The sequence below is a fragment of the Sphingobacterium sp. SYP-B4668 genome (assembly GCF_027627455.1).
Classification (GTDB): Bacteria; Bacteroidota; Bacteroidia; order Sphingobacteriales; family Sphingobacteriaceae; genus Sphingobacterium.
The window spans coordinates 636,263-650,940 of record NZ_CP115483.1; the positions used below are offsets into that span (position 1 = coordinate 636,263).

The window sequence follows — 14,678 nt, forward strand, 5'->3', positions numbered from 1 at the left end:
TTTTATCAGTTAGATCCACACCTCTTAATAGAGTATTCTAAATTTTATCGTGTTTTCAATCTTTTTAAGCTGTTTGATTAAGTCCTTTTCATATTCGACGTTCAAATCGGTGACGGCATAACCGATATCACCCTTCGTCATTAAGAATTGAGCAACGATATTGATATTGTTTTCTGCATAGATATTATTGATTTGCGCCATTACACCAGGTACATTTTGGTGAATGTGCAAAAGGCGATGTGCTTTACTCAACTTTGGCAAGATTAAGTTTGGAAAATTTCTGCTTTGATCGGTATCTCCATTATTAATGAAATCAGCCATCCGACGTGGAATGAACTCTGCATTTCGTTTTTTATCCTTCTTGTCATCAAATACCACGATACCTTTCTCATTGCAGATTACCTTGTTGATATGACCTTTGATATCGCCTAGAAAACCTATTGTTTTTAGTTTGTCAGCCCGCGACAGTTGTTCATCAGATACACTTACGTTAGGTCCAAGCAATAACATACCGACATCTTTGGTGTATTTCTCTTCAAATGTCTCCTTGGTTCTGACTGAGAAGCCATCTCTTTTCAAGATATGCGACGCAATTTCTGGGACTTCACCGACGATTAAGCATAGGATTCTATTTTTTGGGTACGATATAGCTCTCGGTAAATCGTTGACGTATAGGAATTCGTCAAAACTAGGCGTGATGTGATCTGCTTTCTCCGTGACGCTTTGTCTAGCGATATTTTCCGTGAACGCGAAAAATTTTTCAATCAAGCCTGATTCCTTAAGCTGGAAGTCTGAGTATCCATCACCGATACCGAATATTCGTCCTTGTATATTCAATTCCTGAAGCAGTTTGACCTTACCCCCTTCATCGGACAATGGGTTGTGTTCGTCATATCCAATGATATTACCCTCTGCATCAAATTTAAAGGTATTCGCGTAGATGTTTTCCTTCTTGATATGATAAGGTGTTACCACGGGAGTAATGAATTCTTTAAAGCCCCCAGACACAATCCAAGCGGTGTCTGAGTTTTTCCTGAAAAACTCCCTGTTACGGTTAAACGAATGTGATACCTTCTTCTTGAGATGGCTGACTAATTTGTCGAGGTGGCTTTTATTGGCCTTTAACAATTTAATTCGGCCTGCCAAGCTCTCTCTGAAGGATATCTTCCCTTCCATTGCCAAGTTTGTGAAACCTTCAATTTGTTTGTAAACTTTATCTTGGTCTGGATGGCCTTCCAATGATATCCGTGCAAGCTCATCTAGCGCTTCTACTTGCGTAAATGTACTGTCAAAATCAATAATGTAATAATTTTTCACTGTTTATTCGGGTTTGGTTTGATACGTTAATGTAATTTCTTTCAAGGTGTCATCTATATTCTTGAAGGTATACTGAGTCGCCCCAATAATTTTAGCGTTGTTGTACATCAGCTTGGCCGAAGAGGCCCTCGCCGAGTCCTTGGTGATGGCAGGTCTTGTGTTGGTGATGAGCGAAATTGCCTTCGCAATACGCCAAGCAATACTCAAAAGAGTCGGTGAGGCCCGGATGGTCGGTGCTGGTTTTCCCATTGCAGCACTTATTCGCTCTATTAGATCTTTGTTTGATAGATTGGCCGAATTCAGGATATATCGCTCGCCTGAAATATCCGGTCTATTCATCAATATAATCATTAAACGGGCCACATCTTCCACATCGACTAAGCCAACGCTACCACTGGGATATACCTTTAAACCTTTTTCTATCATAGCAAAGATGGCTCCAGAGCCTTTCTTTCCAGCTGCTGCCCCCATAATGACCGAAGGATTGACAATGACTGCATCCAGTCCCTCTACTACACCTCGCCATACTTCCAGTTCACTCTCATATTTGGATAGAGCGTATTTGGATATTTTAGGATAGTATTCCCATTTGTCATTTTCACTAACCGGCTTATGCGCTTTATTGGTGCCCAAAGCAGCAATAGAACTCACATGGACCAGACGTACTTGGTGCTCAAGGCAAAGGTTAACAATATGTTTCGTTCCTTCAATATTGATTTTCATCATCACCTTTGCATCTTTTGGTTGGTAAGAAACCATTGCCGCACAGTGGAATACATGTGTAATTCCTGCAAAACAGCTAGAAAGTGCAAAGTAATCCGTTACATCCGCATCCACCCAGTGGACCAAGGAAGATGATTTTAAACATTCAGGAATGGTCGAATTAGGTCTTTTTGTAGCCACCACCGCGACACCTTCATTGATAAGTTGTTTAATCAGCGTTGAACCTAAAAATCCTGTTCCTCCAGTTATTAATATCACGGGCTTGTGGTGTTGATAAAATAATGTTTTCAAAAGTAAGCTAATAAATGGATATTTGCGAGATACTCCCTATATTGTTTTGTACATTTTGATAAATAGAGTAGGTTAAATAGCAAGTTTATGTCCTTATCAGTTTTCTTTTCTCCAGTATCCGTTCAAGAGTTCTCGCCCAGAGAACGTTTTTATAAATCTCAATTTGGAGATAGCATCCAGGCATTTGAAGATGAGTTTCCTGTTTTGGAAGGAGATGATAAACCTCAACTCGTCATTTTTGGCGTTGAAGAGGATAGGGGAGCAGTGAATAATGAGGGGGCTTCCTTAGCACCTCAAGCCGTACGCAAACATTTATACCAGCTTTATCAAGGAGACTATAAAATTAAAATCGCTGACTTGGGTAATATTAGAGCGGGCGATACGGTCCGCGATACCTATTTTGCAGTTAAGACAGTCGTAGAAGAACTGATTAAGCAAGATATTGTACCCATTATCATAGGAGGTGGACACGACCTGACCTATGCGCAATACCTGGCCTACCAAAATCTTGAACAACGGGTAGAAGTTGCAATTGTCGATGCCAAGTTTGATTTAGATCAAGAGCAAGTAGAAAGTGCGCTATTGAATTCTGAAACTTTTCTCAATCATATTATCTTACATCAGCCAGATTATCTTTTTAATCTCAATAATATTGCTTACCAAACCTATTTAGTCAGCAAAGAGTCAATTAACATGTATGATAAGCTGTTTTTCAACGCGACACGTGTAGGCGCAATAGCTGGCAAGATGGATCAATCAGAGCCTTTGATTCGAGCCGCCGATATGGTTAGTTTTGATATCGGTGCGATTCGAGCTTCCGAAGCCTGCGGAAATGCAAATGCAAATCCCAATGGTTTATTTGGTGATGAGGCTTGCCAGCTGGCAAGATATGCAGGAATGTCCGATAAGTGTAGTTCAATAGGATTCTATGAGTTCAATCCCAAATATGACCCCCTTGGTCAGACCGCTATGTTAGTCTCACAAATGATTTGGTGTTTTGTCGATGGTTATTACAATCGCAAGCAAGACGCCCCTTTGGTACCCAAAGCCTCCTATATCATTTATCGGACTACACTCGAATCCATGGATCACGAATTAGTATTTGTAAAAAGTAGAAAATCCGATCGGTGGTGGATACAAGTTCCTTACTTTGGTTCCAAATCTGTTAATGAGCGGTATTATCTAGTGCCATGCAGATATGAAGATTACCAATTGGCTGTCTCGGGGGAGATGCCAGACTTGTGGTGGAGGACCCATCAAAAGTTACAATAAATAAAAGATAACAAAATAATGGTCCTCAAGGGCCATTTTTAATAATAAACATATCATGGAGTGGATATTTGGTGTCGTCGTCATACTGTTAATCTGTTGTGTCATTTTCCTATTGATAAAATACAAAGAGGGTGTCAGTAAGCGCGTGTATGAGGACTTACGTGTGGACAAGGACGAATTGGCCTTGGAATTGGCGAGGAGCCAACAACGGGAGGAAGGATTGATAGGAGAGCGAGCTGACCTGAAGGAAGACTTGGACAAAGAAAGAGCGCAGCGATTACGAATAGAACTTACATTGGAAAATACAAATGCCTATCTACAAGCGCAACAGGAAAAGTTAGAATTCCAGAAAAAGGAAGTGGAAGAAACTAAAAATAAATTCAATTTAGAATTTCAACACATCGCCAACAAAATTTTAGAGGAGAAAACCCAGAAATTTACCGAAGTCAACCACCGAAGCATCAACCAGCTTCTAGATCCACTGAAGGATAAGATTAAGGCATTTGAAGAGAAAGTAGAGCGAACGTATCAGCATGAGTCTGCTGAGCGAAATGTGCTCAAGGGCGTGGTTGAACAACTCATGCAACAAAGTGTACAGATAAAAAATGAAGCTAATAATTTAACGAGGGCACTCAAAGGAGATTCCAAGAAGCAAGGAAATTGGGGAGAGGTAATCTTGGAGCGAGTACTGGAGCGATCGGGACTTGTTAAAGGGCAGGAGTATAGGTTGCAAGCTTCATTAGTAGATGGGGATGGGCGACGCATGCAACCAGATGCTATTATTGACCTTCCTGATGAAAAACATTTGGTGGTGGACGCTAAGGTATCGCTCGTGGCTTATGAAAAATGGGTAAATGCAGTATCCGACGAAGAGCAACATACCTTTGCAAAGCAACATGTACAGTCGGTAGAGAATCATGTGAGAGAGCTTTCTGCTAAGAATTACCATGAGCTCTACCAAATCCAATCACCAGATTTTGTCCTACTTTTTATGCCTATTGAATCCGCACTCAGCATGTCCGTACGTGAAAAACCAGATTTATTTAGCGATGCATGGGATAGAAAAGTCGTTATTGTAAGTCCATCGACATTGTTAGCGACTTTACGAACGATAGCCAGCGTCTGGAAGCAGGAGCGACAAAACCGAAATGTTTTGGAAATCGCAAGAGAAGCGGGAGCCCTATATGATAAATTTGTAGGTTTTATGCAGGATATGCAGTTGGTCGAGAATCAAATCCAACGCGCCCTTGAACGACATCAAGATGCAACTAAGAAGTTGGGTAGTGGTGCCGGAAACATTATCAAGCGGGTAGAGAACCTAAAGGACTTAGGGGCCAAAGCCAATAAACAAATAGATCAGAAATACTTAGACAATATTGAGTAGGATAGGGAGAGTATTTGTGACACTCCCCCTTCCATATCATATCAATACCCCATCGCTCTGTCGTCCCCTCTGGGATCGGCACCCGTTTGTAATTTCTTATTAGGGAGTACTATAATGTTTTCAACCCGACCAATGGCACCTCTAGGTGATATCTTGTAGCCATCTTTCTCTAAACTTTGTCGCACAGTAGCCTTGATGGCTTTCTCTTCCACATCTATCTGGTCAGGTAGCCATTGATGGTGAAATCTTGGAGAATTGACAGATGTCTGCGCATCTTGTCCGAAATCGATAACATTTAATATCGTTTGAAATACAGACGTCATGATCGTTGACCCTCCAGGAGTACCTAAAACCATGTGTAGGGCGCCATTTTTTTCAATAATTGTTGGCGTCATGGAACTTAACATCCGTTTGTTTGGTTGTACAGCATTTGCCTTACCTCCGACAAGTCCATAAATATTCGGTACACCTGGTTTGACAGAAAAATCATCCATTTCGTCGTTTAACAGAAATCCAGCTCCTTGCACAAAGACCCGCGATCCATATGAATTATTCAAAGTTGTGGTAATAGATACAGCGTTGCCTTCCTTGTCCACGATGCTGAAATGTGTCGTCTCCTCCGATTCATAACCAGGAAACTTGGCCGCATTAACAGATGAACTTGGTGTCGCTTTTGACAAGTCCACTTCTTGCATGCGCTGTTGATTGAATGTCGCATCTGTCAGTTCGGCGACAGGAACGCGTATGAAATCAGGGTCACCTAGATATTTAGCCCGATCAGCATACACACGACGTTCCGCTTCGACCATCACACGTACTGTAGAATCTGATTGGAAGCCCCATTTTGTCAACGGGAATTGCTCTACCGATTGCAGTAGGGCGACTAGTGCGGGACCTCCGCTCGAAGGTGGAGGCATGCAGATTATTTTGTGACCTCTGTAATACCCAGTGGTCGGAGTCCGCCATATAGCGTGATAATTTTCGAGATCGGCGTGGGTGATTATACCCTTTCCTTTTTTCATCTCATTAACAATTAGATCTGCTGTCTGGCCTTTATAGAAACCCGCGCGACCTTCTTCAGCGATTCTTCTTAATGTAGCTCCCAAATCTTTCTGTACAAATGGTTGTCCCTTTTTCCAGATATCAGGTTGAAGGATGGGGGCGCCGTTTGGATTGTATTTTGTAAAACTCGCTTTATAGTAGTTAAATTCTTCAGCTTGTTGTGCGGTAATGGGAAATCCATTTTCAGCCAATTCTATTGCAGGCGCCAATAATTTTGACCACGCTAATTTGCCATATTTTTTGTGGGCTTCCTCCATTCCAGCCACAGATCCTGGTACCCCGGCAGATAGGTGGCCATATACGCTTAGATCTTCAATAACATTGTCGTTTTTATCCAGGTACATCTTTTCAGAAGCGTTAGCTGGAGCTTTTTCCCTGAAATCTAATGCATTTGTAGCCCCCGAGTTATCTCGATATACCATGAAGCCACCACCCCCGATATTCCCTGCATTCGGATACACGACAGCTAGTGCAAACTGTACGGCTACTGCTGCATCGATAGCATTGCCTCCCGCTTTAAGGATATCGACACCTACTTGTGAAGCCAATGGGTGTGCCGTGACCACAGCAGCATTGGAAAATGTTTGCGCACGTGGGAGATGTTTCGGAGCGCTGCATGAGGATAGGACGAAGCCTATAATCAAGCTGTATATACATAGTCTTTTCATGAATAATAGAGTATCGAGAAGATATTAATAGATTCCAAATTAGTCGAGCTTAATGAACATGTTACCATGGAAGATACACTTTGTGTCGACATTGCTATTTTAATTTTTCATTGTTCTTGTGGCGATCGCCATCTCTGATCGATTTTTTTTCCAGATTCTTTTCCAATGCGTCAGTTAGATCGATGCCTGTCTGATTGGCCAAACACATCAAGACAAAAAGTACATCCGCCATTTCGTCGGCCAAGTTAACTTCCTTGTCCGATTTTTTAAAAGACTGCTCGCCATATTGTCTGGCCATAATACGGGCAACTTCTCCCACTTCTTCCATAAGCATGGCTGTATTAGTCAACTCATTGAAATAGCGGATTCCAGTCGTATTTATCCATTTGTCGATTGTTTCCTGTGCTTCCTTGATAGTCATAATTTTCGTTGTTCTATTAAATTACTCTGAATGGGATGAATTCCTAATATATAGATCCATTGCTTGATGTCGTTTATGGTCGTTAATAGTTGTCTTTGTCCCGTGTATTCATTACAATCGTGACAGGACCGTCATTGCGTAGATCTATTTTCATATCTGCTCCAAAAATACCAAGTTCTATTTTCTTGTTTAACAATTCAGAAAGATAATTCGACATGGAGTTGTACATGGGAATCGCTATGTCAGGTCTTGCCGCACGTATAAAAGACGGTCTATTTCCTTTTTTTGTTTGTGCAAATAACGTGAATTGAGAGATAAGTAAAATCTGACCACCTACATCCTGAATAGACTTGTTCATAAGGCCATTTTCATCAGAGAATATCCGAAGATTGACAAATTTTTGAGCCATCCATTTCATATCATCTTCGGTGTCCGTTTCTTCAATACCAATAAATATCAACAATCCGTGTTCTATTTCCCCGGTAATGATGTGGTCGACTGTGCATGACGCCTGCGTCACTCGCTGTATTACTGCTCGCATGCTACAATATTACAAAATAAAAGCTCCGTCGGGTATATTCCGACGGAGCTTTCTGTTCTTCAATAAGATATTAGAACCTTATATTCAGCCCCAATATGAAATTGGCAGTTGCCTGTGGTGTGTAAAAATTATAAAAGCTACGCGTGTGATTTTGGTCAAATGACCCCCATGTATACCCGCCAGTTTCGTATTTCTCATTAAAGATATTATTGATACTTAGGTTCACATCTATTTTTTGTAACCCCAATACGCTAAAGCTATAGATTGCCCGTACATTGTTGACAAAGAACGCATCAATACTTCTCTCATCGGCAGTTGTATTGTCAAGGTACTGCTTGGATACATATTTTGAGATGAATGCAAGATTGAGAGCAGGGGTAGGAGAGTAACTTAATTCATTTGACACTATCGTCGAAGGTGATAGTGCAATATTTGTTTTTTTATAGTAAATCTCTTCTTCGCCCACAATGTTGAAATCATCGTCGTAGATTGTGCCATATTCAATAAAATCTTTAATCTTATTTTGGCTGAGTCCTGCAGTAGCCTTCCATGTAAAATGTTCCGAAATACGCCATGCCCCATCAAACTCAAGGCCTATCCGATAACTTTTAGCCACATTTTGACGAATAGGAGAACCAACATCGTTGATAGCACCGGTCGGAATGAGTTGGTCTTTATAGTGCATGCCGTAGCCGTTAATGCCTACATTGAGATTGTCCGTCCGTAAACGGTACCCAAATTCGATATCCTGCATTTTTTCTGGTTTAGGAGCTTCACTACTGGTGTTCTCCACAAAATCTTTTCTAACAGGCTCTTTGCTAGCATAAGCATAAGATGCGTATACGTTGGATGTGCTATTGATGAAATAGGTCAATCCTAACTTTGGGTTTAAAAAATCATATTGAGGGTGGAAAGCCATGTTCTTGATTTTGTCGTCATCACCATCTATGCGATAATCTACATTGCGGTATTGGATATCCGCCATGAGCAGCCATTTTCCAATTTGATAGTCCCCTTTCATAAATATGCTGAAATCGTTCTTTTGAGCATCGCCTGCATAATATTTGTCTCCGATGAAGCTGGTTGAGGCATGTCTTGCCCATATTATCTCTCCATAATGATCACCACGATATTGATTGTAGGCACTTCCTAGCGTGAGCTTTAAATCGGTAGAAGGTGTATATATCAACGAAGAGGTTGCACCATAGTAGTAGTTATCCAGCCAACGACGCCTGACTAAGTCAGTTTTCTCGATTGTCTCTCCTCCAATGTTGACGTTTGGCAATCCATATTTACTAAATTTGTCCCCTAAACGTAATTCTTCGTAGTATCCAGCGCCTCTGGTGTAATGTAGCGCTGCGTTCCAACTGAGCTGCTCACTAAGAAGATTCGTGTAGTGTAGTTGATGATGCGTCTGTGTGTAATTGTCCGTCTGATTGTCGTAGGTATACAAGTTGTACTTTCGGTCTGCACTTAGTAGGCGTGCTATTTCTTCAGGAGATCCTAGCTCCATTGCAACAGCATAGTCCGCAAGTTTAGCTCGATCACCTTTAATCAACGGTTCCGGTGTGCCGTACCACGCTTGGTACGTCTTTTCCTTTCCTGAAAAGACAATGGCCTTCACAATGTGTTTTTTACTGTAATAACCTCCGTCAACATAGAATGATTTAAGGTCAGAGGAAGCTCGGTCAATGTATCCATCACTTGAAATGCGGGATAATCTAGCATTGAAGGCAAATTTATCGTTGATTAATCCCGTTCCTACTTTTAATGTGTTTTTCCAAGATTGATAGGATCCAAAAGAGTTGTTGAATTCAACATATGGAGTTTTCTCAAGCGTATTGGATTGTATATTTATTGAGGCTCCAAAAGACCCTGATCCATTTGTAGAGGTTCCGATCCCACGTTGCACTTGGATACTTTCAACAGAGGATGCAAAATCTGGAAGATTAACGAAAAATGAGCCCATGCTTTCTGCGTCGTTTAATTGGATTCCATTGAGCGTAACATTAATCCGTTGATTATCAGATCCGCGTATTCGGATGTTCGTGTACCCAATACCCGCTCCCGCATCTGAACCGATTACTACAGATGGTGTCTGGTCAAGTAGGTAGGGGATGTCTTGGCCAAGATTGTTTTTCGCTATCTCTTCTCGTCCTATATTTTTGAAAGTGGTAGAAGAATTATCCTTAGCGCGAGTCGATTGGACTAGAACCTCTTCCGTTATGATAGATCGAGGTTCCAACAAAATCTTTGTAGATGACTGTCCCAATTGGAGAGGCTGTTGTACAGAATTGTAGCCAATATGGCTGACCTTAAGTGCATGTGGCCCTGTTGTTAGGTTGTTAAAAATAACGACTCCTTTTTCGTCAGTAGTCTGCGTACTGTTTGTTCTACCAGTGATGACGACGGTTACATGCTCGAGTCCTTTTTTGGAATTTGCATCTTGGATGGTCACTGTGACCGATTGTTGCCCAAATACAAAAATGGACATTAAAAACATCACCGTTACGGCGAATGATTGCTTAATCATGATAATTAAAATGATTTTTTTGAGTTAAACAAACTGCTGCAAGGGGCTACAACAGTATATTAATCTAACTTAACCTTTTCCCTCCGCCAGCATTATCTGGATCAGGTGCATCCCGTAAAAACGGGATTGGGTATAATCTCAGCCTTTATTCGTGTTCAGAAAACAAGGCACCCCTATTCGATAGTGCGAAGGTAGTAAATATATTACAACAATCGCATAAGCATGTTAGTGATTTGTTAAATTTTGTTAAATTAATATGCTTGGCATGATTCTTTCTTTTTTATTATAAGTTTTCTTTGTAGGATTGGGGATAAGATTTGTTTCTACTTTAATAAAAAATATATTCATTGTCAAGGTTTTCTGAAAGAAATTGAGTATTTTTGTATGTCACATTAAGTAAAGCCTCCTACTCTTAGGACATTTTATAAACAAGTTAAAGATGGTGAAATATTATTCTGGAGATTACGTATTACCAGTTACGAATCTACCAATTAAGCGTGGTGTAGTGGGTATCGACGAATCTGGAACTATCCAGGGGATATACACAAATGACGCCGTTGAGTTAGTGGGAAAGGAAATCGAGCACTTGGATGGAGTATTGATACCTGGGTTTATTAACGCCCACTGTCATATAGAATTGTCGCATTTAAAGGGCAAAATCCAAAAAGGAACTGGCCTTCCGAAGTTTTTGAGTACTGTAATGACTTACAAGAAAGAGACGGCGCGTACTATCCAAAAACAAATTGAAAAGGCTGACAAGCTCATGTTTGAGAATGGAATTCAAGCCGTAGCTGACCATGTTAATACTACCCATTCGGCCCAGGTTAAAGAAAGTAGTAAAATCAAGTACCACACATTTGTGGAGGTCATGGGTTTGGAAAATGACGCCGTGGATTCAAGAATAGATGCTGCTATTGAAGTCAAATATAGTTTTGACGAAATACATTCATCTCTCACGCCACATGCGCCTTATTCTTGCTCAAAGCTGTTGTTTAAAGCTTTCAAAAAGAAGATTCCTGTCGGAAATCTACTCAGTATCCACAATCAAGAAAGTGAAGAAGAAAACAAGCTTTTTCGCTATAAAGACGGAGAGTTCCTTTCCTTTTATAAGGAAATAGGTCACAACTATGATGACTTTAAAGCACAAGCTAGAAATTCGATTCAATCCTACCTTCCAAACCTGCCCGTTCGGAATAAGTTGATGTTGGTGCACAACACTTACACTTCTCTTAAAGATTTGGATTTTGTAGAGCGTATGGACAGAGATGTCGTATGGTGCCTTTGCCCTAAAGCAAACCTGTATATCGAAGGTGTGTTGCCGAAGGTAATGAACTTTGTCCATGATGATCAAAAGATTGTTATCGGAACAGATAGTCTTGCTTCGAATGATACATTGGATGTATTGGAAGAGTTAAAGGTTTTGCACAACGCATTCCCAGCACTTGATTTTGTAAATACAATCAAATGGGCTACAATTAATGGAGCTGAGTTCTTGAGCTTTGATGATCAAATAGGTTCTTTGGAAGTTGGTAAGCGTCCGGGACTTGTACTGCTCAAAGGCATGGAGAATCTCCGATTGACAACAAATGTCACTGTTCAACGAATAGCATAGTTTTTACTCAAAATCTTCTGTACTTTTGTCCTTAATATGAAACACATCAATATTTCTATTAAGGGAAAAGTACAGGGGGTATATTTTAGATTGACGACAAAAGCCGTTGCCGACCAATTGGGTATCAAAGGTTTTGTGACCAATTTGCCTGATGGTTCTGTATATGTAGAAGCCGAAGGCGACAAATTTTCTTTGGACTCCTTAATCGAATTTTGTGAAGAAGGACCAGAACGGGCCGAGGTAGAACATGTTTCGATTGAAGATGGTGAGTTGAAGAATTTCCATAATTTTGAAGTAACCAGGAAAATTAAATAGGCTTACAGTGTCAGTAATCAAAAAATTTGTTAGCGATACATTCATATACGGTCTGAGTACAATCGTCTCGCGGTTACTTCATTTTCTGCTAACACCACTTTTCGTCAAGAACTTTCCAACGGCAGTATTTGGAGTTATGTCCAGCCTGTATGCATCGGCATCTATGATCAATGCCTTACTCGCCTTTGGAATGGAAACCACCTATTTCCGGTACTTGCAAAAAGTAGATAAAGAAGATAGAGAAAAGGTCTTCAACAACAGTTTCTTTATTATATTAGTCACTTCCGGGCTTTTTCTTATAACGGTATTTGTATTCAATAAACCCATTGCCAGTTGGTTGGGTAATGGTGAGCGTTTAGCTGAATATATGCAGTTCCTCAAGTTTTTTTCTATTATTCTTATTGCAGATGCACTTGCCGTTATTCCATTCGCCAAGCTGAGGGCGCAGGGACGACCTATTCGATACAGTGTATTGAAGCTCATTAATATTCTTATCTTAATTTTTTCCAATCTATTTCTTATTCTATGGTTGCCTCAATTGATGGCACTTAGTTCATTTTGGCAATCCTTTGCGTCAGGCTGGTTTCAACAAGGATGGTTGGGAAATGTCTTTATTTCAAATCTGTTGGCAAGTGTCGTCACCTTGATTATGCTGCTCCCACAACTAGTGACCTTTAGACTTCAACCAGATAAGAAGCTTCTGATGGACATGTTCAAGTATAGCTTCCCGGTTTTGATAGCAAATATATCTTTTATCATCAACGAAAACCTCGATAAGATACTTTTTCATAAGTTAATGCCTGGTGAAATAGGAGAGCGCGAACGTGGAATATACAGTGCGGTTAGTAAATTGGCAATTTTTCTCAATCTGTTTGTGACGGCATTTAGACTAGGAGCCGAACCCTTCTTTTTTTCATATTCGAAAAATAAGAATGCGCAGAAAACCTATGCCCTGATTATGGATTATTTTGTCATTATCATGGTGATCGTCATGGTTGGGATTTGTGCCAATATCAGTTGGCTCAAATATTTCATTGAAGGGTCTGATGAAGAGAGGATAGCCTATTGGTCTGGGTTGTACGTAGTTCCTATTTTGCTATTTAATTATGTACTCTTAGGTATTTATATGAATCTATCGGTATGGTACAAACTGTCCGATCAAACCAGATACGCCCTTTATATCTCCGGAATAGGAGCTTTATTGACAATCCTATTGAATATATTGTTTATTCCAAAGTACTCGTATCTAGGCGCTATCTTATGTACCTCCATCGCGTATGTAGTTATGGTAGCACTGTCTTATTTTTGGGGACAAAAGAATTATCCCATACCTTATCATACAAGTAAGATATTAGGCTATTTGGCATGCGGTGTCTTAATATCTGGGCTGTGTACTACTGTTTTGAATAACAGTTTTTGGTATGGTAATTTACTTTTCCTAGCATTTCTTGTAACCGTATTTTTTCTAGAAAAAGGAAATGTAATCCGAATTATTAGCAGTAAGGAAATAAGCGAGTAGGATTAAGCCATCTCAATGACAAATTTATCCTTGATTTCTTCCAATACTTCTTGAATTTCGTCGTAGGTCTGTAGGCTGACAAGTAGCATACGATATTCCTTAAAGTTTGGGATACCTTTGAAATAATTGGCATAATGTCTACGCATTTCAAAAATCCCTGTTTTTTCCCCTTTCCATTCGATGGACTTTGTCAAGTGGGTATGGCATACTTCGACACGTTCTGCAATAGTTGGACCCTCTAGGCGCTCACCTGTCTCAAAGAAGTGCTTGATTTCTCTGAAAATCCAAGGATATCCAATCGACGCTCTACCAATCATAATACCATCCACCTCAAATTCCTGTCTCCAAGCTGCTGCCTTTTCCACCGAATCTATGTCGCCGTTTCCGAAAATAGGAATTTTGATTCGTGGATTACGCTTTACATCTCTGATCATTGACCAGTCAGCTTGGCCCTTATACATCTGCGCACGTGTTCGTCCATGGATAGACAAGGCCTTGATGCCAATGTCTTGGAGACGTTCCGCAACTTCATATACATTTTTAGTATTATCGTCCCAACCGAGTCGTGTTTTCACTGTTACCGGTAAGTGGGTTGCCTCTACAACAGCTTTTGTCATAGCGACCATTTTGTCTATGTCTTGAAGTAGACTAGCTCCTGCACCTCTACAGGCTACATTTTTTACAGGACAACCGTAGTTGATATCAATGAGGTCTGGATGGGCTAGCGTGCAAATCTCCGAAGACTGGCGCATATGTTCAATCTCAGATCCAAATATTTGGATACCAATAGGACGCTCGTATTCAAATATGTCAAGCTTTTGGCGAGATTTGGCCGCGTCCCGAATCAATCCTTCCGATGATATGAATTCGGTATACATCATATCTACTCCGTTTTGCTTGCATACGTAACGGAAAGGGGGATCGCTGACATCCTCCATGGGGGCTAATAACAAAGGGAATTTACCTAAATCAATATTCTCACCTATCTTAACAGACATTTTTATTAATTTTTTACAAAGA

Annotated in this window: 12 protein-coding genes; 5 read left to right on the forward strand and 7 right to left on the reverse strand. The window is 40.5% G+C overall.

What is annotated here, in order from left to right; genetic code table 11:
* Positions 1 to 24: 24 nt before the first annotated feature.
* Both OQ289_RS02690 and OQ289_RS02695 read right to left on the reverse strand, forming a co-directional pair.
* Entirely contained in the window at positions 25 to 1,317 is a 1,293-nt protein-coding gene (locus OQ289_RS02690; protein ID WP_033563462.1) for an HAD-IB family phosphatase, read from the reverse strand.
* A gap of 3 nt (positions 1,318 to 1,320) precedes the next feature.
* Positions 1,321 to 2,331, reverse strand: a complete 1,011-nt coding sequence (locus OQ289_RS02695; RefSeq protein ID WP_270089332.1) for an SDR family NAD(P)-dependent oxidoreductase — start codon at positions 2,329 to 2,331, stop codon at positions 1,321 to 1,323.
* A gap of 87 nt (positions 2,332 to 2,418) precedes the next feature.
* On the opposite strand from OQ289_RS02695, the gene OQ289_RS02700 reads away from it, so the two are divergent.
* Complete coding sequence (locus OQ289_RS02700; protein WP_270089333.1) at positions 2,419 to 3,603, forward strand: formimidoylglutamase; 1,185 nt, start codon at positions 2,419 to 2,421, stop codon at positions 3,601 to 3,603.
* A gap of 55 nt (positions 3,604 to 3,658) precedes the next feature.
* On the forward strand, positions 3,659 to 4,987 hold the full coding sequence (gene rmuC / locus OQ289_RS02705; RefSeq protein WP_270089334.1) for a DNA recombination protein RmuC: 1,329 nt from the start codon (positions 3,659 to 3,661) through the stop codon (positions 4,985 to 4,987).
* A gap of 41 nt (positions 4,988 to 5,028) precedes the next feature.
* Here the strand turns inward: rmuC and ggt are convergent, their stop codons facing one another.
* The 4 genes from ggt to OQ289_RS02725 form a co-directional block, all read right to left on the reverse strand.
* Positions 5,029 to 6,717, reverse strand: coding sequence for a gamma-glutamyltransferase (gene ggt, locus OQ289_RS02710; protein WP_270089335.1), 1,689 nt, complete (start codon positions 6,715 to 6,717; stop codon positions 5,029 to 5,031).
* Positions 6,718 to 6,811: 94 nt separating this feature from the next.
* On the reverse strand, positions 6,812 to 7,138 hold the full coding sequence (locus tag OQ289_RS02715; RefSeq protein WP_270089336.1) for a nucleotide pyrophosphohydrolase: 327 nt from the start codon (positions 7,136 to 7,138) through the stop codon (positions 6,812 to 6,814).
* Positions 7,139 to 7,220: 82 nt separating this feature from the next.
* Entirely contained in the window at positions 7,221 to 7,679 is a 459-nt protein-coding gene (gene dtd / locus OQ289_RS02720; RefSeq protein WP_270089337.1) for a D-aminoacyl-tRNA deacylase, read from the reverse strand.
* A gap of 70 nt (positions 7,680 to 7,749) precedes the next feature.
* Complete coding sequence (locus OQ289_RS02725) at positions 7,750 to 10,212, reverse strand: TonB-dependent receptor (RefSeq protein WP_270089338.1); 2,463 nt, start codon at positions 10,210 to 10,212, stop codon at positions 7,750 to 7,752.
* A gap of 439 nt (positions 10,213 to 10,651) precedes the next feature.
* Here OQ289_RS02725 and OQ289_RS02730 point away from each other — a divergent pair, with 439 nt between their 5' ends.
* The 3 genes from OQ289_RS02730 to OQ289_RS02740 are packed head-to-tail and all read left to right on the forward strand — an operon-like array spanning position 10,652 to position 13,658.
* Positions 10,652 to 11,824, forward strand: a complete 1,173-nt coding sequence (locus OQ289_RS02730) for an amidohydrolase family protein (protein WP_270089339.1) — start codon at positions 10,652 to 10,654, stop codon at positions 11,822 to 11,824.
* Positions 11,825 to 11,860: 36 nt separating this feature from the next.
* On the forward strand, positions 11,861 to 12,139 hold the full coding sequence (locus OQ289_RS02735) for an acylphosphatase (protein WP_270089340.1): 279 nt from the start codon (positions 11,861 to 11,863) through the stop codon (positions 12,137 to 12,139).
* Between the two features lie 7 nt (positions 12,140 to 12,146).
* Positions 12,147 to 13,658, forward strand: a complete 1,512-nt coding sequence (locus OQ289_RS02740) for a lipopolysaccharide biosynthesis protein (RefSeq protein WP_270089341.1) — start codon at positions 12,147 to 12,149, stop codon at positions 13,656 to 13,658.
* 2 nt (positions 13,659 to 13,660) lie between these two features.
* Here the strand turns inward: OQ289_RS02740 and dusB are convergent, their stop codons facing one another.
* On the reverse strand, positions 13,661 to 14,656 hold the full coding sequence (gene dusB / locus OQ289_RS02745; protein ID WP_033563454.1) for a tRNA dihydrouridine synthase DusB: 996 nt from the start codon (positions 14,654 to 14,656) through the stop codon (positions 13,661 to 13,663).
* Positions 14,657 to 14,678: the final 22 nt, after the last annotated feature.

Bases quoted from the DNA above. Each gene is read 5' to 3' on its own strand.
- OQ289_RS02730 (WP_270089339.1), top strand. From the start codon at position 10,652: ATGGTGAAATATTATTCTGGAGATTACGTATTACCAGTTACGAATCTA.
- dtd (WP_270089337.1), bottom strand. From the start codon at position 7,679: ATGCGAGCAGTAATACAGCGAGTGACGCAGGCGTCATGCACAGTCGAC.
- OQ289_RS02735 (WP_270089340.1), top strand. From the start codon at position 11,861: ATGAAACACATCAATATTTCTATTAAGGGAAAAGTACAGGGGGTATAT.
- OQ289_RS02715 (WP_270089336.1), bottom strand. From the start codon at position 7,138: ATGACTATCAAGGAAGCACAGGAAACAATCGACAAATGGATAAATACG.
- ggt (WP_270089335.1), bottom strand. From the start codon at position 6,717: ATGAAAAGACTATGTATATACAGCTTGATTATAGGCTTCGTCCTATCC.
- OQ289_RS02725 (WP_270089338.1), bottom strand. From the start codon at position 10,212: ATGATTAAGCAATCATTCGCCGTAACGGTGATGTTTTTAATGTCCATT.
- dusB (WP_033563454.1), bottom strand. From the start codon at position 14,656: ATGTCTGTTAAGATAGGTGAGAATATTGATTTAGGTAAATTCCCTTTG.
- rmuC (WP_270089334.1), top strand. From the start codon at position 3,659: ATGGAGTGGATATTTGGTGTCGTCGTCATACTGTTAATCTGTTGTGTC.
- OQ289_RS02700 (WP_270089333.1), top strand. From the start codon at position 2,419: ATGTCCTTATCAGTTTTCTTTTCTCCAGTATCCGTTCAAGAGTTCTCG.